This window comes from Brevundimonas sp. Br13 (genome assembly GCF_055391505.1).
Window position 1 is genome coordinate 1513434 of the sequence record NZ_AP044008.1, and the last position, 25367, is coordinate 1538800.

The window sequence follows — 25367 nt, forward strand, 5'->3', positions numbered from 1 at the left end:
GGGGAGGGGTGATGATCTTTCGCAAGACGTTGATCGCCGCAGGGCTGGCCGCCCTGCTGACCGGGGCCGCCCAGGCGCAGGAGGCGGCCGCGCCGCCGCCGCCGCCCGGCCCGACCGAATGGCGCGCCGTCGCCCCCGACAATCTGCTGGTCATCGACACGACCAAGGGGCGGATTCTGGTCGAGCTGGCGCCCGAGATCGCCCCGGCCCATGTCGAGCGGATCAAGCTGCTGGCCTCGCGCGGCTTCTACGACAATCTGGCCTGGCATCGGGTCATCGACTGGTTCATGGCCCAGACCGGCGATCCCCTCGGCACCGGCGACGGCCAGAGCTGGTATCCCGACCTGAAGGCCGAGTTCACCTTCCGGCGTGGGCCGGACATGGCCTTCACCCCCGTGGCGGCGCCGGCCGGGGCCTTGGTCGGCTTCTATCATTCCATTCCGGTCCAGACCCAGCCCGACGCCTTGATGGCCGGCACCTCGGATCGCAAGGTCCACGGCTGGGGTCTCTATTGCCCCGGCGTGGCCGGCATGGCGCGCGACGAGGGCAATGACACCGCCAACAGCCAGTTCTTCCTGATGCGCCAGCCCTATCCCGCGCTGGACAAGCGTTACACCGTCTGGGGGCGGGTGGTCGTGGGGCTTGAGGTGGTCCGCGCCCTGAAGGCCAGTCCGGAGCCCAGCGGCATCGTGACCGATCCCGACCGGATGACCCGCGTCCGCCTGGCCTCCGACCTGCCCGCCGCCGAACGCCCGGCGGTTCAGATGCTGAATCCCGCCTCACCCGCCTTCCGCGCCCTGGTCGATGAGGCGCGCCAGGCCAAGGGCGCGGACTTCTCAGTCTGCGACATCGACCTGCCGGTGCGGGTGGCCACGGCGGGCTGAGCCCGCACTGTCTCCTCCCCATGCAATGGGGAGGGGGGGCGCGCGAAGCGTGGTGGAGGGGTTCTGGACGCCGCACAGGCGTCTGCGATGCGGGAAGAACCCCTCCGTCACGACGCGAAGAGGCGTCGCGCCACCTTCCCACGTCGTGGGGAGGAGACGGTGCGTCAGGCGCCGGCAGGTCCTCGCCCCCGGCCCCGGCGCCGCCTGCGGCGTTTGGGCGGGGCCTTGTCCGCCCGCATCTGTTGCAGCAGCAGGCCCTCGCGCAAGCCGCGATCCGCCACCCTGACACGCTCTGACGGCCAGGCGCGCTGTATCGCCTCAAGGATCGCCGCCCCCGCCAGGACCAGATCGGCCCTATCCGGCCCGATACAGGCCTCCTTGGCGCGCCCGTCTGGCCCCAGCCGCTTCAGCCGCTCCGCCGCCGCCTCGCATTCGGCCCTGGTCATCCACAGGCCGTCGACCCGATCGCGGTTGTAGCGGGGCAGCTTCAGATGGATGCCCGCCAGACTGGTGATGGCGCCCGATGTCCCTATCAGATGGGCGCAGTTTCGCCGCAGCAGGTCCAGCATCTCGGGATCCTCGACGCCGCCTCCGGCCAGGGCCGCGCCCATGTCGGCGACCATGGTCTCATACCATTGGGCGTGGTCCGCAGGACTGGTCCCTTCGGGTTCGGGATGCCGCTCCGCCAGGGTGACGACCCCCAGGGCCGCCGACATCCAGCCGGTGGTCTTCCAGTTCGGCCCGTCGCGCCTCAGCCAGGACAGTTCGGTCGACCCGCCGCCCACGTCGATGATCACCACCCCCTCGGCCTTCGGGTCGATCAGGTTCAGACAGCCCTCGACCGCCAGCCGCGCCTCTTCGGCCGGATCGATGATCCGCAGCCGCAGCCCGGTGCCCTTGCGGACCCTGTCGATGAACTCGGCCCCGTTCTCGGCCGCCCGGCAGGCCTGGGTGGCCACCGCGCTCAGCCTGACCGGATCCACGCCCTTCCTGACGATCCGCTCGGCGCAAAGGGCCAAGGCGTCATAGGCTCGGTCCATGGCGCGCGTGTCCAGCCGCCCTGTCCGCGACAGGCCCTCGCCCAGCCGCACGATACGGCTGAAGCTGTCGACCACCCGAAAACCGTCGCGGGACGGTCTGGCGATCAGCAGCCGGCAATTGTTGGTCCCCAGATCGAGCGCGCCATACAGGGGCGCGTCCCGACCCGACGCATCCCGCTCGCGGGAAGGCTGGGACCGCTCGTCGCGCCGTCGGGGCGCGCCGTGGGTCTCCGGCATGGGCCGTCATTCCGATGTGGGCGGTCCAAAGCGGCGCCCGTCCCGATCAACCTAGCCCGGCAAGATCGTCCGCGCCAAGCCATTCTGTCAGGAAGATGAACAGGTCTGTGGCGTCAGGGTCATCCGGCCAAGCGTAACAGGGAGCATGACCCAGATTCACACAGCCCGGTTCGCCATCGGCCATATGGTGCGCCACTGCGACGACGCCTTTCGCGGCGTGGTGATGGATGTCGATCCGGCCTATCAGGGGCCGGCCTCTGACACCGGCGCGGTCTCGCCGGATCAGCCCTTCTATCGCATCTTCGCCCTGGGCGAGGACGGCGGTTTCGTCGCCTATGCGGCGGAATCCGTTCTGGAAGACGGTCGGTCGGCGCTGCTGACGGACGACGTCCGACGCTGGTTCACCGTTGATGGACAGGGCCACCATGCGCCGCTCCATGCCGGCATCCACTGAGGAAGCGATGGAACGGGCGCGGGCGGAGGGTTAGGATGGGGCAAAGAGGAGCGCTCCATGTCCGACTTCGAACATGTATTTGAAAAGCCCCCGGAAGGGGCGGCCGCCGACTGGACCATCCCGCAGAACTGGGACGCCTATACCGAGGTCGAACACCGCACCTGGGACACCCTGTACGCCCGTCAGATGAAGATCCTGCCGGGACGCGCCTGCGACGCCTTCCTGCGAGGACTGGACGCGCTGGACCTGAACGCAGGCGGCATTCCCGACTTCGACGTCATCAATCCCAAGCTTCAGGCCCTGACCGGCTGGACCGTGGTCTGCGTGCCGGGGCTGGTGCCGGACGAGGTCTTCTTCGACCATCTGGCCAACCGCCGCTTCGTCTCGGGCCAGTTCATCAGGAAGCCGGACCAGCTCGACTATCTGCAAGAACCCGACATCTTCCACGACGTCTTCGGCCATGTGCCCATGCTGACCGACCCGGACTTCGCCGCCTATATGGAGGCCTATGGCAAGGGCGGACAGCGGGCGGCGGGCCTGGGCATGTTGCCCAATCTGGCGCGGCTTTATTGGTACACGGTCGAGTTCGGCCTGATGAAGGAGGCGGGGGCCTTGCGCATCTACGGCGCCGGCATCGTCTCCTCGGCGACCGAGAGCGTCTTTGCGCTGGATGATCCGTCGCCGAACCGCCTGGGCTTCGACCTGGAGCGGGTCATGCGGACCCTCTATCGAATCGACGACTTCCAGCAGGTCTATTTCGTGATCGACAGTCTGGAAGCCCTGAAGGACGAGACGCTGAAGGACTTCGGCCCGGTCTATGCGGCGCTGAAGGGGCAGGCCGATCTGCCGATCGATTCCGTCCTGCCCAGCGATCAGGTGTTCACGCGCGGCACCCAGGCCTATGCGGCCAAGGGCGGCCGGTTCGCGGCCTAGGGCCGCTGGAACGGATAGAAGCCGCCGCCCAACTGCAAGATCGCCGTCAGTTCGTCCAGCGCCCCCCGGCTCTCGTCCAGCAGGGCGGGATCGGCCAGGTCGGCGGGGCGCAGTTCGTCGCGGTACCAGCGGCGCGCCCAGTCTGACAGTCGGGCGTGTAGGGCGTCGGTCAGGCGCATGGCCGGGTTGGTCGCGGCCAGCTCCGCCGCGTTCAGGACGACCCGCAGGCGCAGACAGGCCGGGCCGCCGCCGTTCCGCATCGACTGGCGCACATCGACATAGCGGACCTGGCCGATGGGACCGTTCGAGGCGGCCAGGGATTGCGCCACCGCATGGCTGCGGGGGTTGTCTCGCGTCTCGGTCGGGCAGATCAGGGTCAGGCGGTCGTCGCCCGGAACCTGGATCAGCATGGAGTTGAACAGATAGGAGCTGATGGCGTCGGCCAGGGGCAGGTCGGCGGAGGAGACCTCGACGAAGATCGGGTCGAACAAGCCGTCGGCGGCGCGGCGGATGGCGTCCTGGGTCGCGGCCGTGTCCTCGAAGGCGAGGTCGTGGAAGAAGAGGGTCTCCAGCGCGCCGACGCAGACCACGTCATTGTGGAAGGTTCCGCCGGCGATGGCGGCCTTCGACTGCTGAGCCAGAACCGGGCGCCCCGCGGCGTGCCGACGGGCGATGGCCTGAGAGGCTTCGCGCGTCTGGCGGGCGGGGTAGGGGCCGTCCCAGGGCTCGAACGCCTCGCGTCCCCAGACCAGCAGATTGACGCCGGGCGCCCCATGTTCGGCGCACAGGCGCACATGGTTGGCGGCGCCTTCGTCGGCCAGATGGGCGACGGAGGGCAGGGCGTCATGGACGGCGAACCGCTCAGGATCGGGGAAGAGGGCGTCCAGCGCCCGCTTCGTCTGCTGATGTTCCAGCGAGCGGTGTAGATTGGTGACCAAATTGGCGGGTGTGAAGTGCACCCGCCCGTCGGCGGCGTCGGCGCTGGGGGTCACGGTCGCGGCGTTGGCGGCCCACATGGGCGAGGCGGAGCAGGCGGCGGCGGCGAACGACGGCGCATCCTTCCAGGCCTGTTCCAGCACCTGGGCGTCCGAGCCGGTGAAGCCCAGGGTGCGCAGGAAGGGAATATTGGGCCGCTCATGCGGCGGCAGGACGAACTGGGGCAGGCCCAGGTCCGCCAGGGTCTTCATCTTGTCCAACCCCTGCAGCACCGCCGCGCGGGGATTTGACGCCTCGCCCTTGTTCAGGCTTGAGGCCAGATTGCCCGGCGACAAACCGGCGTAGGAGTGGGTCGGCCCGATCAGGCCGTCGGCGTTGGCTTCGACGGCGGTGGTCATAGCAGCCCCTTGATCTCGCCTTCGATGTTGGCGACCGCGTCGGCCTCGAAGCTGGCGACCGGATAGGCGCAGTAGTCGGCGGCGTAATAGGCGCTGGGGCGGTGGTTGCCGCTGGCGCCCAGGCCGCCGAAGGGCATGTCGCCGGCGGCGCCGGTGGTGGGGCGGTTGAAGTTGACGACGCCCGCGCGGATGCGGCGGATGAAATGGTCCCAGTTGGCTGGGTCGTCGCTGATCAGGCCGGCGGACAGGCCGTAGCGGGTGGCGTTGGCCGCCTGGATCGCGGCGTCGAAGGTCGGGACGCGGATCACCGATAGGAAGGGGGCGAACATCTCCTCGTCGGGAACGTCAATCCCGGTCACGTCGATGAGGGCAGGTTTGACGAAGGCGCCCCCCTTTACGGAATTGGGCAGGTTGGCGACGGGCCCCGAGGCGCGGATGACCTTGGCGCCGGCGTCGATCCGTTCCTGCAGCGCTTTCAATGCCGCTTCGGCCGCGCGGGCTGAGATCAGCGGTCCAGCGTAGGGTTCTGGATCGCTGTCCCAGGGACCGAAGACCAGGCGGTCGGACAGGGCGGCGATGGCTTCGACGATCGCATCGCCTTGAGCCCCTTCCGGCACGATCAGGCGGCGGGCGCAGGAGCAGCGCTGGCCGGTGGTGATGAAGGCGGACTGCACCGCTATGCCCGCCACGGCTTCGGCATCCGACGCATCCCAGACGACCAGCGGATTGTTGCCGCCCAGCTCCAGCGCCAGGATGACGTGGGGATCGTCGGCGAACTTGCGCCGGAAGTGGGCGCCCGCCGCGCCGGAACCGGTGAACATCAGGGCGTCGATCCCGGCGTCCAGCAGGGCCGCGCCGGTCTCGCGTCCGCCCTGGACCACATTGACCACGCCGGTCGGCAGGTCGGCGGCGGCGAAGGCTTCGGCCATCACCTGACCGACCAGGGGTGTTTCCTCCGACGGCTTGAAGACGACGGTGTCGCCGGCCAGCAGGGCCGGGACGATATGGCCGTTGGGCAGGTGACCGGGGAAGTTGAACGGGCCCAGGACCGCCGCCACGCCGTGCGGTCGATGCCGCAGGGTCGCGCGGCCGAAGGCGGTGTCGCTGGTCCGTTCGCCGGTGCGTTCGTCATAGGCGCGGATCGAGATGTCCACCTTGCCGATCATGGCGGCGGCCTCGGTCTTGGTCTCCCACAGGGGCTTGCCGGTCTCGCGGGCGATGGCCTCGGCGATCTGGGGCGCGCGGTCCTTCAGCACGGCCTGATAGCGTTTGACGGCGTCGATCCGGTCCTGGCGCGGGCGGTCGGCCCAGTCAGGGAAGGCGGCGCGGGCGGCGTCGACGGCGGTCTGGACCTGGGCGGGGGAGGCGGCCTCGCCCTCCCAGTTGACGGCTTCGGTGGCGGGATCGGTGGAGGTGAAACGGGTCATGATTTTACTCGCACAGTGTCTCCGCTGCGGACCTTGAGCGCGGCGGCGGTTTCGGCGGTCAGGCGCACGGCGTCGCCGTCGATATCGGCCTTGGCGCGGACGGCGCGGAAGGCGGCGACGCTGTCGGTCGAGATCAGGGCCGGCAGTTCGGCCTGAACCGTATCGACCAATTCGACCTTCAGTCGGCGGGCGTCGCGCACGGTGCGAATATTGTCGCGGCCGCAGGCGACGGTCGGACCGGCGTCGAAGATGTCGACCAGACCGTTGGGCCGGAACCCTTCGCTTTCCAGCAGGGCCATGGCGGGCACGCCCTGCGGATGGACCTTGCCGATCACCGCACGCGCCGGTTCCGGCAGCAGTTCGACATAGATCGGATGGCGCGGCGCCAGGTCGAGGATGAACTGTTTGTCGGTGGAGCCGGTCATCCGGTCGGCGTCGTCGAACTCCATCGGGAAGAATTTGTGGGCCACATGGTCCCAGAAGGGGCAGGCGCCGTCGGGGGTGAAGACGCCGCGCAGTTCGGCCAGAACCATGTCGGCGAACAGGTCGGGCTGGGCGCCGATCAGCATGTATCGCGACTGGCTGAGCAGACGGCCGGCGCCGCCCTTTCGCCGATCCGCCTTCAGGAACAGCGACCCAACCTCGGTCCAGCCGGTGCATTCATTGACCAGCACCAGGGTCTGATGGTCCAGCTTCACCCCCAGGGACGGCGACTGGACGGTGTTGTTGACCACGCGGAACGAGAAGAAGGGGCGTTTCAGCCCGACGGTCGCCTTGACCGAGCCGACGCCGTCGATGTCGCCCGTGTCGCCGTCTTCCAGCATCAATGTGTACCAGGCTTCCTGCCAGGGAACCTTGCCCTCGAAACTGGCCTGGCTGAGGTCCAGCCGCTCGGCCAGGGCGTCGGGATCCTCGGGCAGGCTGGTGAAGCCGGGGCCGGACAGGATGGCCAGTTCGAGCAGATGGTCGAGGTCGGCGGGGCCGGCGGGACGGACGACGAGCATTCAGAGAGTTTCCATCCGAAGGGCTTTGAGTTTGGCCGCATCGATCTCGCTCGAGGCGATCTTGCACAGGATAAGGGCGCTGAGCTGGGCGCGTTCGACGAAGCTGTCGGGCCAGGCGAACTCCTGGTCCGAATGGATGTCGCCGCCGCGGACGCCCAGGGTGTCGATATTGGGCAGGCCGGCGGCGTGGAGATTGTTGCCCTCGCAGACGCCGCCCGAGGGTTTCCAGGCGATGGACTGGCCCAAGAGGGCGCCGGCTTCCTTCACCGCCTCGAACAGGGCCGTCTGGGCGGCGTCCATCGGCTTGGGCGCGCGGGTGAAGCCGCCGTGCAGATCCAGCGTCAGGCCTTCGAACGGCGGCGTGGCGGCGATGGCGCGGACCGAGGCGTCGATCCAGTCGGCGGCCGCCTTGTCAGGCACGCGCACGTTGAAGCGGACCACGGCGTTGTCGGCGACGACGTTCAGGGCGCCGCCGCCCGCGATCTTGGCGACGTTCACGGTGACGCCCTCGTGCCGACCGTTCAGCCCGTGCAGGGCGGCGGCGATCATGGCCGCGCCCGCCACCGCATTGCGGCCTTCCTCGAAGGCCCGGCCGGCGTGGGCGGCCCTGCCGGTGACGATCAGATGATAGTTGCCGCTGCCCTTGCGCGCCCCCGCCAAGGTTCCGTCCGCCAGGGCCGGCTCATAGGTCAGGCCGACATGGCCGCGCGCGCCCAGTTCGGCCAGCAGAGGCGCGGAGGCGGGCGAGCCGATTTCTTCGTCCGGGCTCAGCAGAACGGTCCAGCCCACGCCGTGACGGTCGGGATGAGTCTCGAAGGCTTCGAGCGCGGCCAGAAGCACGCTGATGCCGCCCTTCATGTCGGCGACGCCGGGACCGTTCAAAGCGCCGTCCGGGCGGGTGGTCACGGTCTGGAAGCGGCTGTCGGCGGGGAAGACGGTGTCGTAGTGGCCGGTCAGGACGACCTGGATCGGCGCCTCCGGCCGGGCGGTGATCTTCAGGGCGTCGGCGTGGGCCTCGGTCCGCACCGAGCCGTCGTCGGCGACGGTGGCGGAGTCCTGGGTCGGGATGCGTTCGACCGTGGCAGGCAGGAGCCGGGCCTCAGTCTCCAGCGCGTCCAACACGGCGTTCAACCCGGCGGCGTTGCGGCTGCCGGAGTTGATGTCAGCCCAGTCGATGGTGCGGCCGATGATGGCGTCACGTCGCCCGGCGACATGGTCCAGGACGGCCTGGTCGGCGTTCAGAATCCGCATGGCCGGACCCTAGAGCATGATCGTTTCGGACGGAACCGCTTTGCGGTTCCGACAGAAGCGTGAATCATGCTCTCGCTTTAATCTGGAGCCTGATTCACCGTTTCAGCGGAACCGCGTAGCGGTTCCTCCTCAACGGATCAGGCTCTAGACGCCGCGCGTCCAAAGGTGAAGGTCGGGCCGACAGATTACCGGTTCGGGCGCCGGTCGGCGCGCTGGCCGGGGTCGCGGCTTTCACGACGCCAACGGATCGACAGGCTGGTTTCGCCCTGGCCGCCGAACTGGGAGCTGATCGCCAGATTCCGGCGCGGTTGCCACTCCACCTTGACCGCCGCCCCGCCCTCACCGCCGCCGATGACCTCCAGATAGACGTCGTCGGTGATGTAGCGGCCGCCCGCCACCGTCAGGGCGCTGGCCTGTCCGCCGAAGGACAGCCGGTCCAGCCCCGCCAGTTCGCGCAGATTGCCGATGACGTCGAAGCCGCCGCCGCCCGCCAGGGCCGCAACCCCCGCCGCCAACTGCGCCGCCTCGAACGGCGACAACTGGGCGGCCGACCGGCCGAACAGCACCTGGGACAGGATTTCGTCCTGGGGCAGGGCGGGGGTGGAGGTCAGGGCGATCTTCGGCTGGGCCGCCGTGCCGGTGACATTGATGGTGGCGGTCAGGGCCGCGTCCTCTCGCGTCGCCGACAGGTTCAGGCGGATGTCCTCCGGATCGGTGGACAGGGTGACGCGGCCGGACTCGTCGAAGACGAAGCGCTTGCCGGCGAACTCATAGTCGCCGCGAACCACATTGGCCGTGCCGGTCAGCTGGGGTTGGGCCACTGTACCGCGCACCCGGGCGTTGACGTCCAGCACCACGTTCAGGCCACGGCCGCTGACCCGCACCTTGCCCCCGCTGGAGCGCAGGGCGATGTCCAGGCCGATCTGAGGGCCGCGCTGGCGCACCTCGGCTTCCTGGTCGTCTCCGCCGGGCCGGTTGATCTCGACCACGTCCATGGAGACGATGCCGGTGGAACCGGGCACCTCCGGCTCGATCCGCGCTTCATCGACATTGATCTGACCCGACAGCTGGATGTTGCCGTCCTGGCCGCGGACGATGGTCACGGGGCCTGTGGCGCGGGCCTCGCCTATGTCGTTGTCGATGACGCGGAAGCGGGTCAGGTTCAGCTGGGCGGTCGAGCCCGAGCCTTCGCGCAGTCCGATCCGACCCTGGCCGTTCACCGTGCCGCCCGCCGTGTCATTGGCGCTGAAGGCTTCGATCAAGGCCGTGGTGTCGTCGAACCGCGTCCTCAGATTGAGGTCGCCCAAAACCAGCCCCACCGACTTCTCGCGATAGGAGCCTTGCGACAGGTCGAACCGGCCGTTCAGACGCGGGGACGCCAGGGTGCCGGCGATCGTCGCTCGGCCGTCCACCTGGCCCGCCAAGGTGCGGTCACCGCCCAGGAACAGATCCCAGATCGGCTGAATCTGTCCATTGATCGAGACATTGCCGGACATCGGGCGCTGGCGGGCGATCGCCAGCCGCAGCGGCGCCGCTGAGGCTTCGACCGGCAAGGTGATGTCGGCGGCCGCCTGAACGGCGTCCTCGTCCGAGGCGACGGCCTTCACCGTCAGGCTGTTGTTGATCAGGGTGGCGTCCAGACGGCCGTCGACCGCCAGGCCGCGTGGGGCGTCGATGCTGCGGACGTCCTGCAAGGTGACGTTGGCCGAACCGGACAGATCGTCCCCGGCGCCGCGCAGAGAGACTCGGCCCGTCGCGCGGCCGCGCAGATCCGGGGAAATGGTTTGGAGATCGACGCTGGTCAGGTCGGCCTGGATGACGGCGATCCGTGAATCCTGACGCAGGTCCGCCATCAGGATTCCGCCTCCGACGCCGAGATCGAGATGGGCCGACCGCTCTGCGCCATCCAAGGTCAGGGTGGCGGGGGTGCGGGTGGTGAAGGCCACCTCGCGGACCCGGCCGCCGCCGCGCAGGCTCAGGGTCTGGGCGTCGCCGCGTCGCGAATAGACCCCGGTTCCATTGAACTGGGCGGGCGAGCCGCCGCCGACGTCCAGGGCCAGGGTGAAGGGCAGATTGTTCAGGGTTCCGCGGCCGTCCAGATCGACGGTGCGAATGACCCAGCTTTGGCCGGACAGACGGACGTTTCGCCCGCTGACGTCCAGGATGGCGCTGTCGGAGCCGCCGCCCTCGGTCAGGCGGACCCGCCCGTTGGCTTCGCCGGAAGCCAGGAAGGCGCCGGCGCGCGCTGTGAAGGTCAGGTCCGCGCTGGAAGGCAGGTTGTCCGACAAGGCCACGGCGCCTTGGGCCGTGACGCCGCCGGCGTTGACGTCCAGATCGCTCAGCCTGATCCGGTCGCCGCCCAGGGCGAAATTCCCCGACGCGCGGGCCGGGCCGTAGTTGGAGCCGCTGGTGATCGTGATCCGGCCGTCCGAGGCGTCTGCGCCCTTGCGGAAGCTCAGGATCAGGTCGGCGTCGGTCAGGATCAGTCCGCCGGCCGTGACCCGGTCGAACCCTGCGGTCAGATCGACGCGCGGCTGAGACAGGGTTCCGGTCAGGGCGCCTTGTCCGTTCATGTCGCCGGCGATTTCGACTGGACCGGCGGCGAAGGGGCCGCGCGCGTTCCAGTTCAGGGCCAGCCGCAGGCGGCCGTCCGTTTCGATCAGCCCCTTGGCGCCGGCCCGTCCGGCGGCGCCGGTCAGTTCGCCGCGATCCACCTCGATCCGGCCGCCGTTCAGCTTGCCGTCCAGCTGGAGACGCGGCGTGCGGCCCAGAAGACGGTCCAACTCGTCCATGCCCACGCTCAGCTCGCGGCCCCGGCCGTCGAAACTCAGGGTCCAGGGCGCGCCCGTCTTGGCCGAGGCGGCGCGAATGGACCCGCCGAAAGACCCCTTGCCGCCGGACTGGATGCGCGAAACGTCGGTCAGCCGCGCATCGCCGCGGAACCCCATGCCGCCCAGAAGATTGCGGGAGCCGGATCCCTCGACCGACAGCCCCTGGCCGTCCAGATCGATCTTCTCCAGCAATAGGGCGCCGTCCTTCATGCGTGCGGCTTCAAGCTGAACGCGCGGGGCTGCGCCCAGCAGACCGCCGATCAGGCCCTGGGTCGAACCGCCGAAGGCCCGAACGTCGCCGTCGAGATCCATCCGTCCGTCGCGGACCTGCACGTTCAGCGGCCCTGCGATGCGGGTCGCCCTGTAGCTGGCCAGGTTGGCGTTCAACAGGGTGGCCTGGCCTTCCAGGCTCCAGGTCTGGGCGTCGCCCTTGAACAGACCGGAATAGGCGGCGGGACCGGCGACGTCCGCACCCGTCAATCGGCTCAGGGACGCGGTCTGAACGTCCAGTCGAATTCCGTCGGGCGAACTGCGGTCGGACATGCGGATGACGCCCCGCGCTTCGGAGGCGACGTTGTCGGAGATCAGTTTCCAACCCACGCCCTGGAAGGCCTTGTCCTTGGCCGGGACCATGGCGAAGCCGAACCGCGCCGTGCGCCCGACCCGTTCGACGAAGGGGGCGAACAGGTCCGAGCCGCTGAAATCGAAATAGCCCGAGACCCGAGACCCGGCCTCGCCGAACCGTCCGTCCACCGTCAGCGGGACGAAGCGGCCGGTCTGAACCTTGGCCCGCACCAGGTCGGCGTTCACGACCGCAACGGCCGAAAAGGGTTCGTCCGGCGAATAGCCCAGGGCGCCGGCCAGGGGGCCGCCCTGGGCCTCCTTGGCGCGCAGATCGACGCGCGTGTCCTCCAGCTTGCCGCCGAAGGTCGCCGCCAGGCGCAAAAGATCGCCGGGGCGATTCAGACTGTCGGCCTTCAGCTCGGCGTGTTTGGCCCCGCGACGCGGCAGGTCGACCATTCCCGACAGATCCCAGCGCCCGTATTCCTTGGAAAAACCTTCCAGCAGTTCGACCCGCGCCGAGAACTTGTCGATATCGACGTCGATCGGCTGGGGGCCGCCGGGCTCGCCGCTCGGCGCGTCCAGAATGGGGCGGCGGATCAGTCGGATCACATCGGCGCTGATCTCCGTGGCGTGAAACCGCCGCGTGACCAGGGGCCAGTAGGACCAATCGACCCTGACGTTTCGGGCGTCCAGCCAGACCCCCTCGCGGTCCGTGACCGTGACCCGCTCCAGGGTGAAGTCGTCGAACAAATCGCCCTTCAGCCCATAGACGTTGATCCGGCCGTAACGGCTGATCTTCTGACCCTGGACAAAGCCCGACACCAGTTCTCGTCCGGCATCCGAGACGATGTACATCCGACCGCCGATCAGGGCGATCAGCGCCAGGACCAGTACACCGCCGACTATTCCACCGGCGATCAGGGCGATCAGCTGTGGCAGGCTGCGCTTGCGGCGCACCTGGGCGGCGGTTTCTTCGGGCGCGGCTTCAGGCGCTTGTTCGGGCGGCTCTTGGGTCAAAACGCCTGCCCGATGCTGATGTAGATCTGGAAGGCCGAGTCGCCTTCGCGCTTGTCCAGGGGGATGGCGACGTCGGCGCGGATGGGGCCGAACGGCAGCTTATAACGAACCCCGACGCCCGCGCCGTAGCGCATGTTGCTGAGGTTCGGCGTCTCTTGAAAACCCACGGCGCCGGCGTCGACGAAGGCCACAGCCTGGAAGCTCTGACCGATGTCGTGACGAACCTCCAGCGAGGTTTCGAACAGCGACAGACCGCCGCGCGGGGTCTGATCCGGCAGTTGCGGATTGACCCCCTGATAGGAATAGCCCCGCACCGACCCGCCGCCGCCGGAGTAGAACAGACGGTCCGACGGCACGCTCAGCTCACCCCCGCCGATGATCGCGCCGAGACGAAGGCGCCCGGCCAGGACAGTGCGGGCCTGATCTTGCAGCGGCAGATAGGCGGTCGCCTGGGCCTCATTACGCAGGAAAAGGACCGTGTCCTCCCCGGCCACGGCCGTCGGCTGGACCGAGGCGGTCACGCGCCATCCCCGCGTCGGATTCAAAGGATCGTTGGAGTTGTCTATATAGGCGCTGGTGCGGCCGGTCACGATCGCCAGATCCCGGTCGAAGCTGACCGCCCTAGGGGGGACGGACGCATAGTCGTATCGGTTCTCGCGGTACTGACCCGCGTCCAGGCCGATGCCGTAGTTGAAGTAGGAGGTCCGGCCGATCCGCTGTTGCAGCTCGGCCGCCAGCACCAGGGCGGTGCGTTCATAGGCGTCGGTGTCCTCCTTCACCACGCCCCCGCTCAGTTTCAGGGTGCGGCCGGGCTTGCGCCAGTGAGGCAGGGACAGATCGGCGCCGATGCGGCTGTCCAGCCGGGCGAACCGGGTCTCAAGCGCCAGGGTGTCGGCCCGGCCGAACCGATTGTAGCGGGTCCAGATGAAGTCCACCCCGGCGCCTTCCTTGGTGGCCCAGGTGGCGCCGGCCTCCAGCACGCGGCGGGGCCGGTCCTGGAGCGTCACGATCACGGGACGCAGCCCTTCGGCGGTGGTCTGTTCCGGCGGCGCGAGGGCGACGCCCACACCGTCATAGACGCCGGTGTCCAACAGGCGGCGCTCAAGTTCGCCGACCTTGTCCGGGTCATACCGGTCTCCTTCCCGCCACGGCGCCAGGGCGGCGACCCAGGCTTGATTGGTGCGCCCCGACCGCGGCATCAGGACGCCGTCCAACAGGACCGGCCGGCCCGATACGATGCGGTATTCGGGCGCGACGGTGAAGGCGGCGTGATCCACCACGACGCGGCGGGGATCGGCCTTGGCGTCCGCATAGCCGTCCCGCACCAGGCGCGCGACGATCCGCCCTTCCGCCGCGATCACATCGACCGCCCGGCCCGGATCGCCGGCCTTCAACCCGATCGCGGCTCTGGCGTCCTCGGCCGCCTCGGCGTCGGGGGCGGGGTCGATCCAGCTGATGGTCGGCGGGGTCAGCACGAAGCGGCGACCCGGCTCGACCGAAACGATGGCGGTCGGCCGCTCTTCGCCTTCGACGATGTCTTCGAGCACCGGCTGATAATAGGCTTCCGACCGCAGCAGGGCCTCGGCCGCCGACATGGCGCTGCGCGCGCGGCGCCGCGCTTCGAACCGGCTTTCGGGGGGGCCGTCCACCTCGCCGATGGCCCGCTCCAACATGCGGCGCAGCTCGGTGTCGACCTCGCCGCGGATTTGTGCGCGGGGATCTGCGGCGGCGGCCTGGGCGAGAAGGCTGCAGGTCGTCAATGCGGTGAGAAACAGGGCGGGCCGGATCGTCAAACTACAGCTTTCGTCAAGATCACGGCCTCCGGATCGGCGCCTCGGCACGCCCTTTCAAGCACTTAGGTTAGCCCCTATCCGACCGCAGGAGGGAGGGACAAGGCCCGTCAGTAGAACAGGGTTTCGCTTTCGGGCTGAACCGACTGTTCCGAGGTCCGCTCTTGCGGCGGCGGCGGGGTCTCCTCAGGCGGCGTGGGCGCGGGATCGGTCACTTCAGGGGCGACGACTGGCTCGCCGGCGGCCTCGTCGGTCTCGGCGGGTTGTTCAACGGGGGGCTGGTAGCCGTCTTCGGGCCGAGACTGGCGATCCTCACAGCCCGCCAATGCGGACGCGGCCAGCGCTGTCGCGGCCAGAATGAAGATCGAGCGTCTCATGAAAAGCGGTTCCCCTGGGTTGGTTCTGCAACGTCTGTCGCGCGGCTCCGTTCCATAGCGCCGAAAACGCCTTCGGTCATCTGGGTTCGCAGCCCCCCCAGCGCAGTATGGCCGCGTCGAGCGGAAGGGGCGGCGGATTTGCGACCGTAGAGGGCTGGTCATCGAAGCGGGGCGCCGGGGCCGGGGCGCCGTCTTCGAATGTCCCACGGGCTTGATTGTGCGGATGAGCCGGCGCCTCGCCCAGGCTCAGCACGGGGGTGACGCAGGCCTCCGTCCCCGCGAAATGCTCCGCCCAGTCGTCACGGTTCCGGGCGGCGAACAGGGCGGCGAAGCGAAGATGGAGATCCGGCCATGCGAAGGTGTCGTACTGAGGCGCTTCGGCGGGGTCGATCCCCAGACCCGAGAGCAGGGCGAGATAGAAGCGGGGCTCCAGCGCCGCGACCGCCACATAGCCGCCGTCCCGGCAGATGTAACACCGATAGAAGGGCGCGCCGCCGTCCAGAAGGTTGGAGCCGCGGCGGTCGTTCCACAAGCCCTGGGCGCGCAGGGCGTGGAACAGGCCGCCCAGCAGGGCGGTCCCGTCCGTCATGGCGGCGTCCACGACGCGTCCGCGCCCGGTGGTTCGGACCTCCAGCAGGGCCGCCAGAACGCCGACGACCAGCATCATCGCCCCGCCGCCGTAGTCGCCGACCAGATTCAAGGGCGGCGTCGGCGGTCGGTCCGGCGACCCCATGGCGTGAAGCAGACCGGTCAGTCCGATGTAGTTCAGATCGTGTCCGACGGCCTGGGCCAAGGGGCCGCTCTGTCCCCAACCCGTGATCCGCCCAAACACGAGGGCGGGGTTTCGGCCCAGCAGATCGGCCGGACCATAGCCCAGACGTTCCATGACGCCGGGACGAAAACCCTCGATCACGGCGTCGGCGGACTCGACCAGGCTCAGAACCCCGCGCCGGTCCGACGCAGACTTCAGATCGACCGGCACGGCGGCGCGATTGCGGTGAAGGACGGCGCCGCCCACCTCGGAAAAGACGGCCGAAGCCGCCGCTTCCGAGCGGGTGAGGCGCAGCACCTCGGCCCCCATGTCGGCCAGCATCATGCCCGCGAAGGTGACGGGCCCCAGTCCGTCGAATTCGAGGATGCGAAGTCCGTTCAGCGGTTTCATATGCATTGAGTAGCAGACCCGGTCTTGACCGGAAGGGCGGATTGCAACAGAAGGCGCCCTTCGACGGTTTGGGCCAGGCCCGAACGTCGCGCGGTGCGTCCTTAGCTCAGTTGGTTAGAGCATCTGACTTTTAATCAGAGGGTCCTCGGTTCGAGCCCGAGAGGACGTACCATTTCTCCCTTCGGAGGAGCCTCCCCATGTCCCAGCCCGTCTTCTTCGCCGTCGAAACCGGCGGGACCAAGATCGTGTGGCGGGTCGAGGATGCGGCCGGCGCGGTGCTGGATCAGGGACGGTTTGCGACTGGCGCGCCCGAGGCGGCGGTCGAGGCCCTGATCGCCGCGACGGGCGACAGGGCGGTCGCGGGACTGGGCGTGGCCAGTTTTGGCCCCCTGGTGGTCGATCCGGCCTCGCAGGATCGCGGCCTGATGCTGGCGACGCCCAAGCCGGGCTGGACCGGGTTCAATCTGGCGAAGACCCTGGCGGAGCGGCTGAACACCCCTTTCGTCGTGGACACCGACGTCAACGCCGCCGCCGTCGCGGAGGCGCGACTGGGCGCGGGGCGCGGGGCGCGGGCTGTGGCCTATGTCACCGTCGGCACCGGGATCGGCGGCGGGCTGTGTGTGGACGGCCAGACCCTGAAAGGCGCACTTCATCCCGAGATCGGCCATCTGTTCGTCCAGCGCCTCGCGGGCGACGCCCAGGTCAGCGCCTGCCCTTTTCATGCTGACTGTGTGGAGGGGCTGGCGGCGGGACCGGCGGTGCAGGTGCGGCTGGCGGGGCGTCGGCTGGAAGAAGTGGATGCGGTTCGGGCCGTGGTCACGGACTATCTGGGCCAGATGATCGCCGGCTTGGTTTTCGCCTGGGCGCCCGACCGGATCGTCATGGGCGGCGGCGTGATGTCGACGTCCGGCCTGATCGCCGAGGTCGAGGCGGCGGCGCGGCGCTGGGTCAACGGCTATGGCGCGGCGCTCGTGATGGGCGAGGGCGGCTATCTGGTTGCGGCCGAGCGCGGACACGCCGGGCTGGATGGGGCCATGCTGATGGCGCGGGAATCCATCCAGGGGTTTTGATCGGAGCGGCATCCGTGGTCTAAGGGCCGCATGAAGCTGATCCAGTGGCCTGTCCTCGCCGCCCTTCTCGTGCTGGCCGGCTGCAACGCCGGTCGTTCCGCCATGAGCGGGGCCGAGCAGGTGGGGGCGGGTCTGGGAGACGCGGTCACCGCGCCGCTGGAGGACTTCAATCTGCGTCGCCAGCTGATTCCGACGGTCCTCCTGCAGGCCGAGGCCAATCCCTATGATCTGCGCAATCTGAACCAGTGCACCACCATCGGCGCCGAGGTGGCGCGGCTGGACGAGGCCCTGGGGCCCGACACGGACGAGCCGCCGCGCCAGGACGGCTCCTATCGCAGCGAACAGGCGGCCGATGCGGCGGCCAAGGCGACGCTGGACGCCATTCGCGGCACGACGACCGACTTTATTCCGGGCCGCAGCTGGATTCGTCGACTGAGCGGGGCGGAACAGCACAGCCGCCATGTGCAGTCGGCCATACAGGCGGGGCGGATGCGGCGCGCCTTTCTGAAGGGGATCGGCATGCAGAGGAACTGCGCCCCGCCGGCGGCGCCGAGCTGGTTCCGCCCGAGACGGTAGGAGCTTATCCGTTCGACACGTGCCGCGCGTGGAAGTCGCGGCGGAAGGCTTCGAAGCGGCCTTCGGCGATGGCGGCGCGCATGGCGGCGGTCAGAGCCTGGTAGAAGGCGATATTGTGCCAGCTGAGCAGGACCTTGCCGAGGATTTCGTCGGCGCGGATCAGGTGGTGCAGATAGGCCTTCGAATAGGCGGAGGAGGCGGGACAGGGGATGGTGGGGTCCAGCGGATCCTGATCCTCGGCGAAGCGGGCGTTTTTCAGGTTCAAGGGGCCGTCCCAGGTCCAGGCCTGGCCGTGACGGCCGGCGCGGGTGGGCAGGACGCAGTCGAACATGTCGACCCCGCGCCAGACCGCCTCGACCAGATCGACCGGCTTGCCGACCCCCATCAGATAGCGCGGCCGGTCGGCAGGCAGCATTTCGGGCGCGTAGTCCAGCACCTCGCACATGGCCTGGTGGCCTTCGCCGACGGCGAGACCGCCGATGGCGTAGCCGTCGAAGCCGATCTCCTGAAGCTGTTCGGACGACTGGCGGCGCAGATCCTCAAAGGTCGAGCCCTGCTGGATGCCGAACAGGGCCTGGTTTTCCCGCTCGCCGAACCGGGCCTTGGAGCGGGCGCCCCAGCGGATCGACAGCTCCATGGCCTTTCGCGCCGCGTCCTTCTCGGCCGGATAGGCGACGCACTGGTCCAACTGCATCGAAATGTCGGCGCCGATCCGGTCGGCTTGAATCTCGATCGAGCGTTCGGGGGTCAGGACGTGTTTGGAGCCGTCGATGTGGGAGGAGAAGGTCACGGCCTCCTCCTTGACCTTCGATATGCCGGCCAGGGACATGACCTGGAAACCGCCGCTGTCGGTCAGGATCGGCCTGTCCCAACCCATGAATTTGTGAAGGCCGCCCAGACGCTCCATCCGCTCCGGGCCGGGGCGCAGCATCAGGTGATAGGTGTTGCCCAGGATGATGTCGGCGCCGGTCGCCTTGACCTGGTCCACCGTCAGGGCCTTGACCGTGGCGGCGGTGCCGACCGGCATGAAGGCGGGGGTGCGGATCTCGCCGCGGGCGGTTTTCAGCACGCCGGTGCGCGCGCGGCCTTCGACGGCCGCAATGTCAAAAGGAAAGGGCATTCAGGCGATCAGTCGTTCAAGCTGTTCGACGCGCGCCAGATCCTTGGGACGGCCGAAAAGGCGGTACAGGGCGATGTGGTCCTGGATGTCGGGGACGAACAGGGGGGTGTCGTCGATAAACACCGGCCGACGCGACCCGAACTGGACGTCCGCCCAGTCGCCGCCGTCACGCACCTCCAGCCCGGCCATGACCTCGATCAGGATCGACTGATCATGGGCGCGGCCGAAGACGGCGGAGCGGAACAGGCCCTCGCCGGGGTCAGGCACGATCTGGCCGCCCAAGGCGGCAAGCAGGGCGCGGGCGTCGCGCGGGGCGCACAGGACGTCGATGTCCGGCACATGGATGTCGGTCAGGCCGTAAAGCGCCATCGCCGCCCCGCCGAAAATCCACCAGGGCTGGTCCAGGTCGCGCGCGGCCTCTCCGACGGCGATCAGGCCGTCGCGGAGATCTTGCGGCAGGTCAAGCTCGGCGTCGTCAGGCGTCACGGGGAGTCTCTTTCGTCAGAGGACGGCATTTAAGCGTTCGCGCGCCGGAAGGCCACAGGACAAGCGGTTCGATCCGCCTCAGCAGAAGGTTCGCGTCGGCGGCGGAGGGTTTTCAGGCCCGGAACAGCAAGGAGCCGTCGCCGTAGGAGTAGAAGCGGTAGCCGGTGTCGACGGCGTGGGCGTAGGCGGCCTTCATCGTCTCCTGGCCGGCGAAGGCGCTGACCAGCATGAAGAGGGTGGATTTGGGCAGGTGGAAGTTGGTCATCAGCACATCGACGGCGCGGAAACGGTAGCCGGGGGTGATGAAGATGGCGGTGTCGCCGTGGAAGGGGCGGATTTCGCCGGTCTCGGTCGCAGCGGATTCCAGCAGGCGCAGCGAGGTGGTGCCGACGCAGACGATGCGGCCGCCGTTCGCATGGACGGCGTTCAGGGCGGCGGCGGTCTCGGGCGAGACCTCGCCCCATTCGCTGTGCATCCGGTGTTCGGCGACGTCCTCGACCTTGACCGGCAGGAAGGTGCCGGCGCCGACGTGCAGGGTGACGGCGTGGGTCGAGACGCCCCGGGCGCGGATGGCGTCAAGGAGGGCAGGCGTGAAGTGCAGGCCGGCCGAGGGGGCGGCGACCGAGCCGTCGTGTTCGGCGAAGACGGTCTGATAGTCCGAGCGGTCGCGGTCGTCCTCGGGCCGTTTGGCGGCGATATAGGGGGGCAGGGGCATGACCCCGACGGCGCGGATCGCCTCGTCCAGGGCCGGGCCGGACAGGTCGAACTTCAGGGTGATCAGGCCGTCGTCGCCCTTGGCCGTGACCGTGGCGTCGAGACGGCCCAGGTCACAGGCGGCGTCGGCTCCCTGTCCGAAGCGAATGCGGTCGCCCGGCTTGATCCGCTTGCCGGGCTTCATGAAGGCGGACCAGACGTCGGGGGCGTCGCGATGGTGAAGCGTGGCCTCGACGGCGACGGTCAGGGTCTCTCCCTCGGGGCCGGGACGGGTGCGGACGCCGGACAGGCGGGCGGGGATGACGCGGGTGTCGTTGAAGACCAGGGCGTCGCCCGGCTGAAGAAAGTCGGGCAGGTCGCGGATGATCCGGTCGTCCAGGGCGCCGTCCTTCACCACCAGCAGGCGGGCGGAATCGCGTGGATCGGCGGGCCGCAGGGCGATGCGGTCCTCGGGCAGGTCGAAGTCGAAATCGGCGGTCTTCATCAGGCGGCGCACAGGCCACGCCGGGGGCGGGGGGTCAAGGGGCGGGAGAGCGGGCCGGCAGGTCAGGCGCGTCGCGGGGCGGGGGATTCCGGGACAGATCGGCGACCAGATCGTTCATCTCATCGATCTCGCGCACCTGGGCCTCGATGATCTCGTCCGCCAGTTCGCGGACGCGAGGATCGCGGATATGGGCGCGTTCGCTGGTCATGATGGCGATGGAGTGGTGCGGGATCATGGCCTTCATATAGGCGACATCGCCGACGGTGGCCTGGCTGCGGACCAGCCACAGGGAGCCGGCGAAGACGACGACGGCGCCGGCGAGGATCATCTGTTTGATCCGCGGCCTTTCGTACATCGACCACATGAAGCCCATCATGATGGCGGCCATGACCGCCCCCATCAGCAGGGCCATGTAGAGCCGCGTCTCGCTGAAACGGACGTGGTCGATCTGATAGGTGTTCAGATACATCAGGCCGTACATGACGAGGGTGGAGACCCCGATCATGGCGGCGAAGCGGCGATAGCTCACGGGAACCTCATGGGCGGCCTCGGCGGGTGTCGCTGAGGAGGAATGCGGTCGAGGCGGGAATGATCCGGCTGAACCTTCCGATCCGGCGCGTGTTCAGCGGAGATGAAAGCCCTCGCCCTTGTCCCCTCCGTCCTCATCGGCGCCGTCGCCAGCGCCCGGTCCATGACGCCCATGGCGGCCATAGCCGGGGCCCGGCTGGCGCACCGGAAGACGCCGGGGCGGTTGCTGCTGCTGGATCATCCGCTGTTCAAGTTCGGCGGTCTGGCCATGGGCGCAGGCGAGCTGTTCGGCGACAAGATGAAGTCGGCGCCGGACCGGACGGTCTTCCTGGGCCTGCTGGCGCGGGTGATGAGCGCGGGGATCGCGGGCTCGGCCCTGGCGCCGCGCGGGCGCGAGAAGCTCGGCGCGGCGCTTGCGGTGGGGACGGCGGTTCCGCTGGCCTATCTGGGGCTGGCCGGGCGGAAAAAGGCGATGGCGCGGATCGGGCAGACGAAGAGCGGTCTGATCGAGGATGCCCTCATCGTGGCGGCCGGGGCGGCGGTGGTGGCGATGGCGACCGGCCGACGTCGTTGAGCCGTTGACCCGGGGGGCGGGACAAGTCAAACCGCCGCCATGCTTCAGAACCTCGAAACCCTCGCCCGCGAGGCCAAGTCCTGGCCGTTCGAACAAGCCCGTAATCTGCTGGCCCATGTGCTGAAGAAACGGCTGGGCGAGAGCGAGCGGGCCGAGGCGCGGGCGCTGATCGACGCGGGCAAGGCCGACGAGGCCCTGGCGAAGTTCGAGGCCCTGCAGAAGCCGGTGCTGCTGGAGACCGGATACGGGCCCTCGGGCCTGCCGCACATGGGCACCTTCGGCGAGGTGGCGCGGACCACCATGGTGCGCAACGCTTTCCGCGCCCTGACCGGCGACCACTGGGCCACGCGGCTGGTCGCGTTTTCGGACGATATGGACGGCCTCAGGAAGGTGCCGGAAGGGGTGCCGAACCCCGAGATGCTGCGCGAGGACCTGAACCTGTCGCTGACGCGGGTGCGCGATCCGTTCGGCACGCACGACAGTTTCGGGGCGCACAACAACGCGCGGCTGCGGGCGTTCCTGGACTCGTTCGGCTTCGACTACGAGTTCATGAGCTCGACCGAGACCTACAGGTCCGGCGCCTTCGACGCGACGCTTCTGACCCTGCTGGAGCGGTTCGACGCGGTCATGGCCATCATGTTGCCGACCCTGGGCGAAGAGCGGCGGGCGACCTATTCGCCCTTCCTGCCGGTCAGCCCGATTACGGGCCATGTGCTGCAGGTCCCGACGCTTGAGCGGAACGTCGAAAAGGGGACCATCGTCTTCGACGATCCCGCGGGCGGGCGCACCGAGCTGCCGGTCACGGGCGGCCATGTGAAGCTGCAGTGGAAGCCGGACTGGGCCATGCGCTGGACCGCCCTGGACGTCGATTACGAGATGTCGGGCAAGGATCTGATCGAGAGCGTGCGCGAGAGCGGCAAGATCTGTCGCGCCCTGGGCGGGACGCCGCCGGAAGGCTTCAACTACGAGCTCTTCCTGGACATCGAGGGCAAGAAGATTTCGAAGTCCAAGGGCAACGGCCTGACGATGGAGGAATGGCTGCGCTACGGCACGCCGGAGAGCCTGAGCTGGTACATGTTCCAGTCGCCGAAGTCGGCCAAGAGCCTGCACTTCAACGTCATTCCGCGCGCCATCGACGACTATCTGGCCTTCATCGAAAGCTACAAGACCCAGGAGCCGGCCAAGCGGATCGACAATGCGGTCTGGTCGATCCATGCGGGCGATCCGCCGACCCATACCTCGCCGGTGTCCTTCGCCCTGCTGCTGAACCTGGTGGGGGTGGCGAACGCCTCGACCAAGGCGCAGCTGTGGGCCTATTTCGCCAAATATCTGCCCGAGGCCACGCCGGAGAACGAGCCGCTTCTGGACCGGCTGATGGACCACGCGCTGAACTATTACGAGGACTTCGTGAAGCCCTCGAAGTCGTACCGCCTGCCGGACGACAAGGAGAAGGCGGCGCTGGAGGACCTGGCGGAGCGGCTGAAGGCCCTGCCGGCGGACACGACCGACGGCGAGCTGATCCAGAACGAGGTCTATGCAGCAGGCAAGGCGCATGAGTTCGAGCCGCTCCGAGCCTGGTTTGGGGCGCTGTACGAAGTGCTGCTGGGCGCCAGCCAGGGACCGCGTTTCGGCTCCTTTGCGGCCATCTACGGCCTGCCGCAGACGATCGACCTGATCAAAAAGGGCGCGCGCGGCGAACTGGCGCAGGCTTGACGCAAGGTAATATTTCTTAACCGCGAAGGGCTTGTATGGCGACGTGGCCGGGGAGGCGACGTGCAGTACGAGATCGACGAACAGGCGCGGATCTTGTGGATGGACCTGGTTTCGGCCGGGTCCGCAGACAAGGTGCTGACGGCGACATTGGCGCTGATCAAGGCGCGGCCGGAGCTGTGCAGCTGGGACTGGATCGTCGAATGCCAGCCCCTGCCCGACGATGCGACGGTGGACCATCTGTCGAAACTGGCCCAGGCCTGGGGCGCACCGCCCACGGTCGAGGCGCTGACCGTTTTCGTCACTCAGGACCGGCTGCTGCACCTGTGGGCCCGGGTGATGGACTTCCAATTTCTGCGCCGCAAACACTTGGTCGAGCGCGACGTCGAGGCCGCGCGGCGGTTGATCGAACGCCGACGCGCCGAGCGTCCCTTAAGATGAACGGAAAATAACGGCGAAGCTCCGGGAGCCTTCAGGTTCAGCTCGGCATTCTCCCCTCATCGGCAAACCCGATGACAGGAGATGAATATGTCGAGCAAGTTTCTGAAGACGGGTCTGGCCACGGCTGCGGCTCTGGCCGCCCTGGTAACCGCAGCCCCCATGGCCGCCCAGGCCCAGGCCAACGGCGTGACCAACTGCGACGCCCCCGGCGGTCGCCAGCGCGCGGGCGCCCTGATCGGCGCAGTCGTCGGCGGGGTGGTCGGCTCGAACCTGGCGCGTAACGAGCGCACGGCCGGGACCATCGTCGGCGCCGGCGCCGGCGCGGCGGCCGGCTCCTATATCGGCTGCAACCAGCAGCGCGCCCGCGTCGCAGCCGAGGCCAACGCCAACACCTATCGCGCCGGAACCACTCTGCGGATCCGCAGCGGCCCCGGCACCGGCTTCCGTCAGTCGGGCAGCCTGGCGGCCGGCCAGCCCTTCACCGCCGTCGCTCGCCAGGGCGACTGGATCCAGATCGCCGGCGGCGGCTGGGTGAACGCCAACTATGTGACCCGCTGAGGTCGCGCCCCGAAAGACCGCGCCAGCGGGGTCGTTCCTCCCCCCGTCGATCCCGCTGGAACGGTCGCCAGGCTCGCGGTTCGCCGTTTGAGCCCAGACCCCGTCCGGTTCGCCGGGCGGGGTCTTTTATTGGCTGACCCAGAGGATGCGGGCCATCCATTCGATGTCGCGCCGGGGCACCACCCGCGGCGGATAGTCGGGATTGATCGAGGACAGGGTGGCGCTGCGGGCGTTCAGCGCCGTCAGCTCCTTGGCCACCACCTCGCCCGAGGTCAGACGCGCCACGACCCGGTCGCCGCGCCGCACGGCTGGGTCGCCCCGGTCGACGATCACCCGGTCGCCCTCGCGGTACAGGGGCGCCATGGAATCCCCGCTGATCCGCAGGCTGAAGGTGGTGGGATTGACCTGCGGCAGTTCGGTCTGGTCCCAGCCCTCGCCGGTCGGCAGGCCCGCCTCGTCGAAGAAGCCGTCCAGGCCCGCGCGGGCCAGGCCGAGCAGGGGCACGGTCGACGGGGTGGCGGGCGCGTCGTCGGCCAAGGCGGCGAAATCGGCGAGGGATACGCCGGCCGCCTGAAGAATCAGGGTCAGGCTCTCGGTCGAGGGCCAGCGGGGCCGCGGCGGATCCCCGGCGCTGAACCGCTTGGACGGATTGAAACTGGTGGCGTCCAGCCCGGCCCGCCGCGCCAACCCCGACGGCGACAGGCCCTCGCGCCGCGCCAGGGCGTCGACGGCCTTCCATAGTTTGGCGTGGGACAGAGGCATGGCGTTCCCGACAATGAGTCGGCCCAGCCTAGAGTGAGA

The 25367-nt window shown here is 68.8% G+C and carries 23 protein-coding genes and 1 tRNA gene; 10 read left to right on the forward strand and 14 right to left on the reverse strand.

Annotated features, from left to right (window positions below; genetic code table 11):
- Nucleotides 1-11 precede the first annotated feature (11 nt).
- Nucleotides 12-884, forward strand: a complete 873-nt coding sequence (locus ACZ5M6_RS07370; protein ID WP_183218202.1) for a peptidylprolyl isomerase — start codon at nt 12-14, stop codon at nt 882-884.
- A 164-nt stretch (nt 885-1048) separates the two neighbouring features.
- On the opposite strand, the gene ACZ5M6_RS07375 is transcribed toward ACZ5M6_RS07370, so the two are convergent.
- A complete protein-coding gene (locus ACZ5M6_RS07375) occupies nt 1049-2161 on the reverse strand; it encodes a Ppx/GppA phosphatase family protein (protein ID WP_464160041.1) in 1113 nt (370 codons plus the stop codon).
- 145 nt (nt 2162-2306) lie between these two features.
- Here ACZ5M6_RS07375 and hspQ point away from each other — a divergent pair, with 145 nt between their 5' ends.
- Both hspQ and phhA read left to right on the forward strand, forming a co-directional pair.
- Complete coding sequence (hspQ, locus tag ACZ5M6_RS07380) at nt 2307-2615, forward strand: heat shock protein HspQ (RefSeq protein WP_464160042.1); 309 nt, start codon at nt 2307-2309, stop codon at nt 2613-2615.
- A gap of 57 nt (nt 2616-2672) precedes the next feature.
- Nucleotides 2673-3548: a phenylalanine 4-monooxygenase gene (phhA, locus tag ACZ5M6_RS07385; protein WP_201463873.1), complete on the forward strand. Its 876-nt coding sequence runs from the start codon at nt 2673-2675 to the stop codon at nt 3546-3548.
- Here phhA and astB read toward each other — a convergent pair.
- The 8 genes from astB to ACZ5M6_RS07425 form a co-directional block, all read right to left on the reverse strand.
- Nucleotides 3545-4882, reverse strand: a complete 1338-nt coding sequence (gene astB, locus ACZ5M6_RS07390) for an N-succinylarginine dihydrolase (RefSeq protein WP_464160043.1) — start codon at nt 4880-4882, stop codon at nt 3545-3547. The two genes, phhA and astB, sit on opposite strands and share 4 nt — an antisense overlap.
- Nucleotides 4879-6309, reverse strand: a complete 1431-nt coding sequence (gene astD / locus ACZ5M6_RS07395; protein ID WP_464160044.1) for a succinylglutamate-semialdehyde dehydrogenase — start codon at nt 6307-6309, stop codon at nt 4879-4881. Before astD ends, astB begins: the two co-directional genes overlap by 4 nt.
- Nucleotides 6306-7313, reverse strand: coding sequence for an arginine N-succinyltransferase (locus ACZ5M6_RS07400; RefSeq protein ID WP_287397021.1), 1008 nt, complete (start codon nt 7311-7313; stop codon nt 6306-6308). The genes astD and ACZ5M6_RS07400 overlap by 4 nt, the downstream gene beginning before the upstream one ends.
- Nucleotides 7314-8564 (reverse strand): hydrolase, encoded by a 1251-nt coding sequence (locus tag ACZ5M6_RS07405; protein WP_464160045.1) that lies wholly within the window; start codon nt 8562-8564, stop codon nt 7314-7316. It abuts the gene before it with no gap.
- Nucleotides 8565-8749: 185 nt separating this feature from the next.
- Nucleotides 8750-12976 (reverse strand): translocation/assembly module TamB domain-containing protein, encoded by a 4227-nt coding sequence (locus ACZ5M6_RS07410; protein ID WP_464160046.1) that lies wholly within the window; start codon nt 12974-12976, stop codon nt 8750-8752.
- Nucleotides 12973-14769 carry an autotransporter assembly complex protein TamA gene (locus ACZ5M6_RS07415; protein WP_464160047.1) on the reverse strand — a complete coding sequence of 599 codons (1797 nt, stop codon included), beginning with the start codon at nt 14767-14769 and terminating at the stop codon, nt 12973-12975. The genes ACZ5M6_RS07410 and ACZ5M6_RS07415 overlap by 4 nt, the downstream gene beginning before the upstream one ends.
- Before the next feature lie 107 nt (nt 14770-14876).
- Nucleotides 14877-15143 (reverse strand): hypothetical protein, encoded by a 267-nt coding sequence (locus ACZ5M6_RS07420; RefSeq protein ID WP_054765130.1) that lies wholly within the window; start codon nt 15141-15143, stop codon nt 14877-14879.
- A gap of 76 nt (nt 15144-15219) precedes the next feature.
- Nucleotides 15220-16311: a CaiB/BaiF CoA transferase family protein gene (locus tag ACZ5M6_RS07425; protein WP_054765131.1), complete on the reverse strand. Its 1092-nt coding sequence runs from the start codon at nt 16309-16311 to the stop codon at nt 15220-15222.
- Nucleotides 16312-16400: 89 nt separating this feature from the next.
- Between ACZ5M6_RS07425 and ACZ5M6_RS07430 the strand changes: the two genes are divergently transcribed.
- The 3 genes from ACZ5M6_RS07430 (at nt 16401) to ACZ5M6_RS07440 (ending at nt 17951) form a co-directional block, all read left to right on the forward strand.
- A tRNA-Lys gene (locus ACZ5M6_RS07430) sits at nt 16401-16477 on the forward strand.
- Nucleotides 16478-16502: 25 nt separating this feature from the next.
- On the forward strand, nt 16503-17375 hold the full coding sequence (locus ACZ5M6_RS07435) for an ROK family protein (RefSeq protein ID WP_464160048.1): 873 nt from the start codon (nt 16503-16505) through the stop codon (nt 17373-17375).
- A 30-nt stretch (nt 17376-17405) separates the two neighbouring features.
- Nucleotides 17406-17951: a hypothetical protein gene (locus ACZ5M6_RS07440; RefSeq protein ID WP_054765190.1), complete on the forward strand. Its 546-nt coding sequence runs from the start codon at nt 17406-17408 to the stop codon at nt 17949-17951.
- 4 nt (nt 17952-17955) lie between these two features.
- On the opposite strand, the gene tgt is transcribed toward ACZ5M6_RS07440, so the two are convergent.
- The 4 genes from tgt to ACZ5M6_RS07460 form a co-directional block, all read right to left on the reverse strand.
- Nucleotides 17956-19071, reverse strand: a complete 1116-nt coding sequence (gene tgt / locus ACZ5M6_RS07445) for a tRNA guanosine(34) transglycosylase Tgt (RefSeq protein ID WP_464160049.1) — start codon at nt 19069-19071, stop codon at nt 17956-17958.
- Entirely contained in the window at nt 19072-19557 is a 486-nt protein-coding gene (locus ACZ5M6_RS07450; protein ID WP_464160050.1) for a hypothetical protein, read from the reverse strand.
- A gap of 112 nt (nt 19558-19669) precedes the next feature.
- Entirely contained in the window at nt 19670-20755 is a 1086-nt protein-coding gene (queA, locus tag ACZ5M6_RS07455) for a tRNA preQ1(34) S-adenosylmethionine ribosyltransferase-isomerase QueA (protein ID WP_464160051.1), read from the reverse strand.
- Nucleotides 20756-20789: 34 nt separating this feature from the next.
- Nucleotides 20790-21284: a DUF305 domain-containing protein gene (locus tag ACZ5M6_RS07460; RefSeq protein WP_054765193.1), complete on the reverse strand. Its 495-nt coding sequence runs from the start codon at nt 21282-21284 to the stop codon at nt 20790-20792.
- Nucleotides 21285-21386: 102 nt separating this feature from the next.
- On the opposite strand from ACZ5M6_RS07460, the gene ACZ5M6_RS07465 reads away from it, so the two are divergent.
- From ACZ5M6_RS07465 to ACZ5M6_RS07480, 4 genes are all read left to right on the forward strand, one after another.
- Nucleotides 21387-21857 (forward strand): hypothetical protein, encoded by a 471-nt coding sequence (locus ACZ5M6_RS07465; protein ID WP_333897258.1) that lies wholly within the window; start codon nt 21387-21389, stop codon nt 21855-21857.
- Between the two features lie 39 nt (nt 21858-21896).
- A complete protein-coding gene (locus ACZ5M6_RS07470; RefSeq protein WP_464160052.1) occupies nt 21897-23570 on the forward strand; it encodes a lysine--tRNA ligase in 1674 nt (557 codons plus the stop codon).
- 60 nt (nt 23571-23630) lie between these two features.
- Entirely contained in the window at nt 23631-24008 is a 378-nt protein-coding gene (locus ACZ5M6_RS07475; RefSeq protein ID WP_054765196.1) for a hypothetical protein, read from the forward strand.
- 87 nt (nt 24009-24095) lie between these two features.
- A complete protein-coding gene (locus ACZ5M6_RS07480; RefSeq protein WP_054765197.1) occupies nt 24096-24566 on the forward strand; it encodes an SH3 domain-containing protein in 471 nt (156 codons plus the stop codon).
- A gap of 126 nt (nt 24567-24692) precedes the next feature.
- On the opposite strand, the gene ACZ5M6_RS07485 is transcribed toward ACZ5M6_RS07480, so the two are convergent.
- Nucleotides 24693-25328, reverse strand: a complete 636-nt coding sequence (locus tag ACZ5M6_RS07485; protein ID WP_464160053.1) for a S24 family peptidase — start codon at nt 25326-25328, stop codon at nt 24693-24695.
- Nucleotides 25329-25367 lie beyond the last annotated feature (39 nt).

What these genes read in the sequence shown, in the direction of transcription:
- ACZ5M6_RS07480 (WP_054765197.1), top strand. Translation starts at nt 24,096, where the DNA reads ATGTCGAGCAAGTTTCTGAAGACGGGTCTGGCCACGGCTGCGGCTCTG.
- ACZ5M6_RS07370 (WP_183218202.1), top strand. Translation starts at nt 12, where the DNA reads ATGATCTTTCGCAAGACGTTGATCGCCGCAGGGCTGGCCGCCCTGCTG.
- ACZ5M6_RS07375 (WP_464160041.1), bottom strand. Translation starts at nt 2,161, where the DNA reads ATGCCGGAGACCCACGGCGCGCCCCGACGGCGCGACGAGCGGTCCCAG.
- queA (WP_464160051.1), bottom strand. Translation starts at nt 20,755, where the DNA reads ATGAAGACCGCCGATTTCGACTTCGACCTGCCCGAGGACCGCATCGCC.
- astD (WP_464160044.1), bottom strand. Translation starts at nt 6,309, where the DNA reads ATGACCCGTTTCACCTCCACCGATCCCGCCACCGAAGCCGTCAACTGG.
- ACZ5M6_RS07420 (WP_054765130.1), bottom strand. Translation starts at nt 15,143, where the DNA reads ATGAGACGCTCGATCTTCATTCTGGCCGCGACAGCGCTGGCCGCGTCC.
- ACZ5M6_RS07465 (WP_333897258.1), top strand. Translation starts at nt 21,387, where the DNA reads ATGAAAGCCCTCGCCCTTGTCCCCTCCGTCCTCATCGGCGCCGTCGCC.
- ACZ5M6_RS07405 (WP_464160045.1), bottom strand. Translation starts at nt 8,564, where the DNA reads ATGCGGATTCTGAACGCCGACCAGGCCGTCCTGGACCATGTCGCCGGG.
- phhA (WP_201463873.1), top strand. Translation starts at nt 2,673, where the DNA reads ATGTCCGACTTCGAACATGTATTTGAAAAGCCCCCGGAAGGGGCGGCC.
- ACZ5M6_RS07425 (WP_054765131.1), bottom strand. Translation starts at nt 16,311, where the DNA reads ATGCATATGAAACCGCTGAACGGACTTCGCATCCTCGAATTCGACGGA.
- hspQ (WP_464160042.1), top strand. Translation starts at nt 2,307, where the DNA reads ATGACCCAGATTCACACAGCCCGGTTCGCCATCGGCCATATGGTGCGC.
- ACZ5M6_RS07440 (WP_054765190.1), top strand. Translation starts at nt 17,406, where the DNA reads ATGAAGCTGATCCAGTGGCCTGTCCTCGCCGCCCTTCTCGTGCTGGCC.
- tgt (WP_464160049.1), bottom strand. Translation starts at nt 19,071, where the DNA reads ATGCCCTTTCCTTTTGACATTGCGGCCGTCGAAGGCCGCGCGCGCACC.
- ACZ5M6_RS07485 (WP_464160053.1), bottom strand. Translation starts at nt 25,328, where the DNA reads ATGCCTCTGTCCCACGCCAAACTATGGAAGGCCGTCGACGCCCTGGCG.
- astB (WP_464160043.1), bottom strand. Translation starts at nt 4,882, where the DNA reads ATGACCACCGCCGTCGAAGCCAACGCCGACGGCCTGATCGGGCCGACC.
- ACZ5M6_RS07435 (WP_464160048.1), top strand. Translation starts at nt 16,503, where the DNA reads ATGTCCCAGCCCGTCTTCTTCGCCGTCGAAACCGGCGGGACCAAGATC.
- ACZ5M6_RS07470 (WP_464160052.1), top strand. Translation starts at nt 21,897, where the DNA reads ATGCTTCAGAACCTCGAAACCCTCGCCCGCGAGGCCAAGTCCTGGCCG.
- ACZ5M6_RS07400 (WP_287397021.1), bottom strand. Translation starts at nt 7,313, where the DNA reads ATGCTCGTCGTCCGTCCCGCCGGCCCCGCCGACCTCGACCATCTGCTC.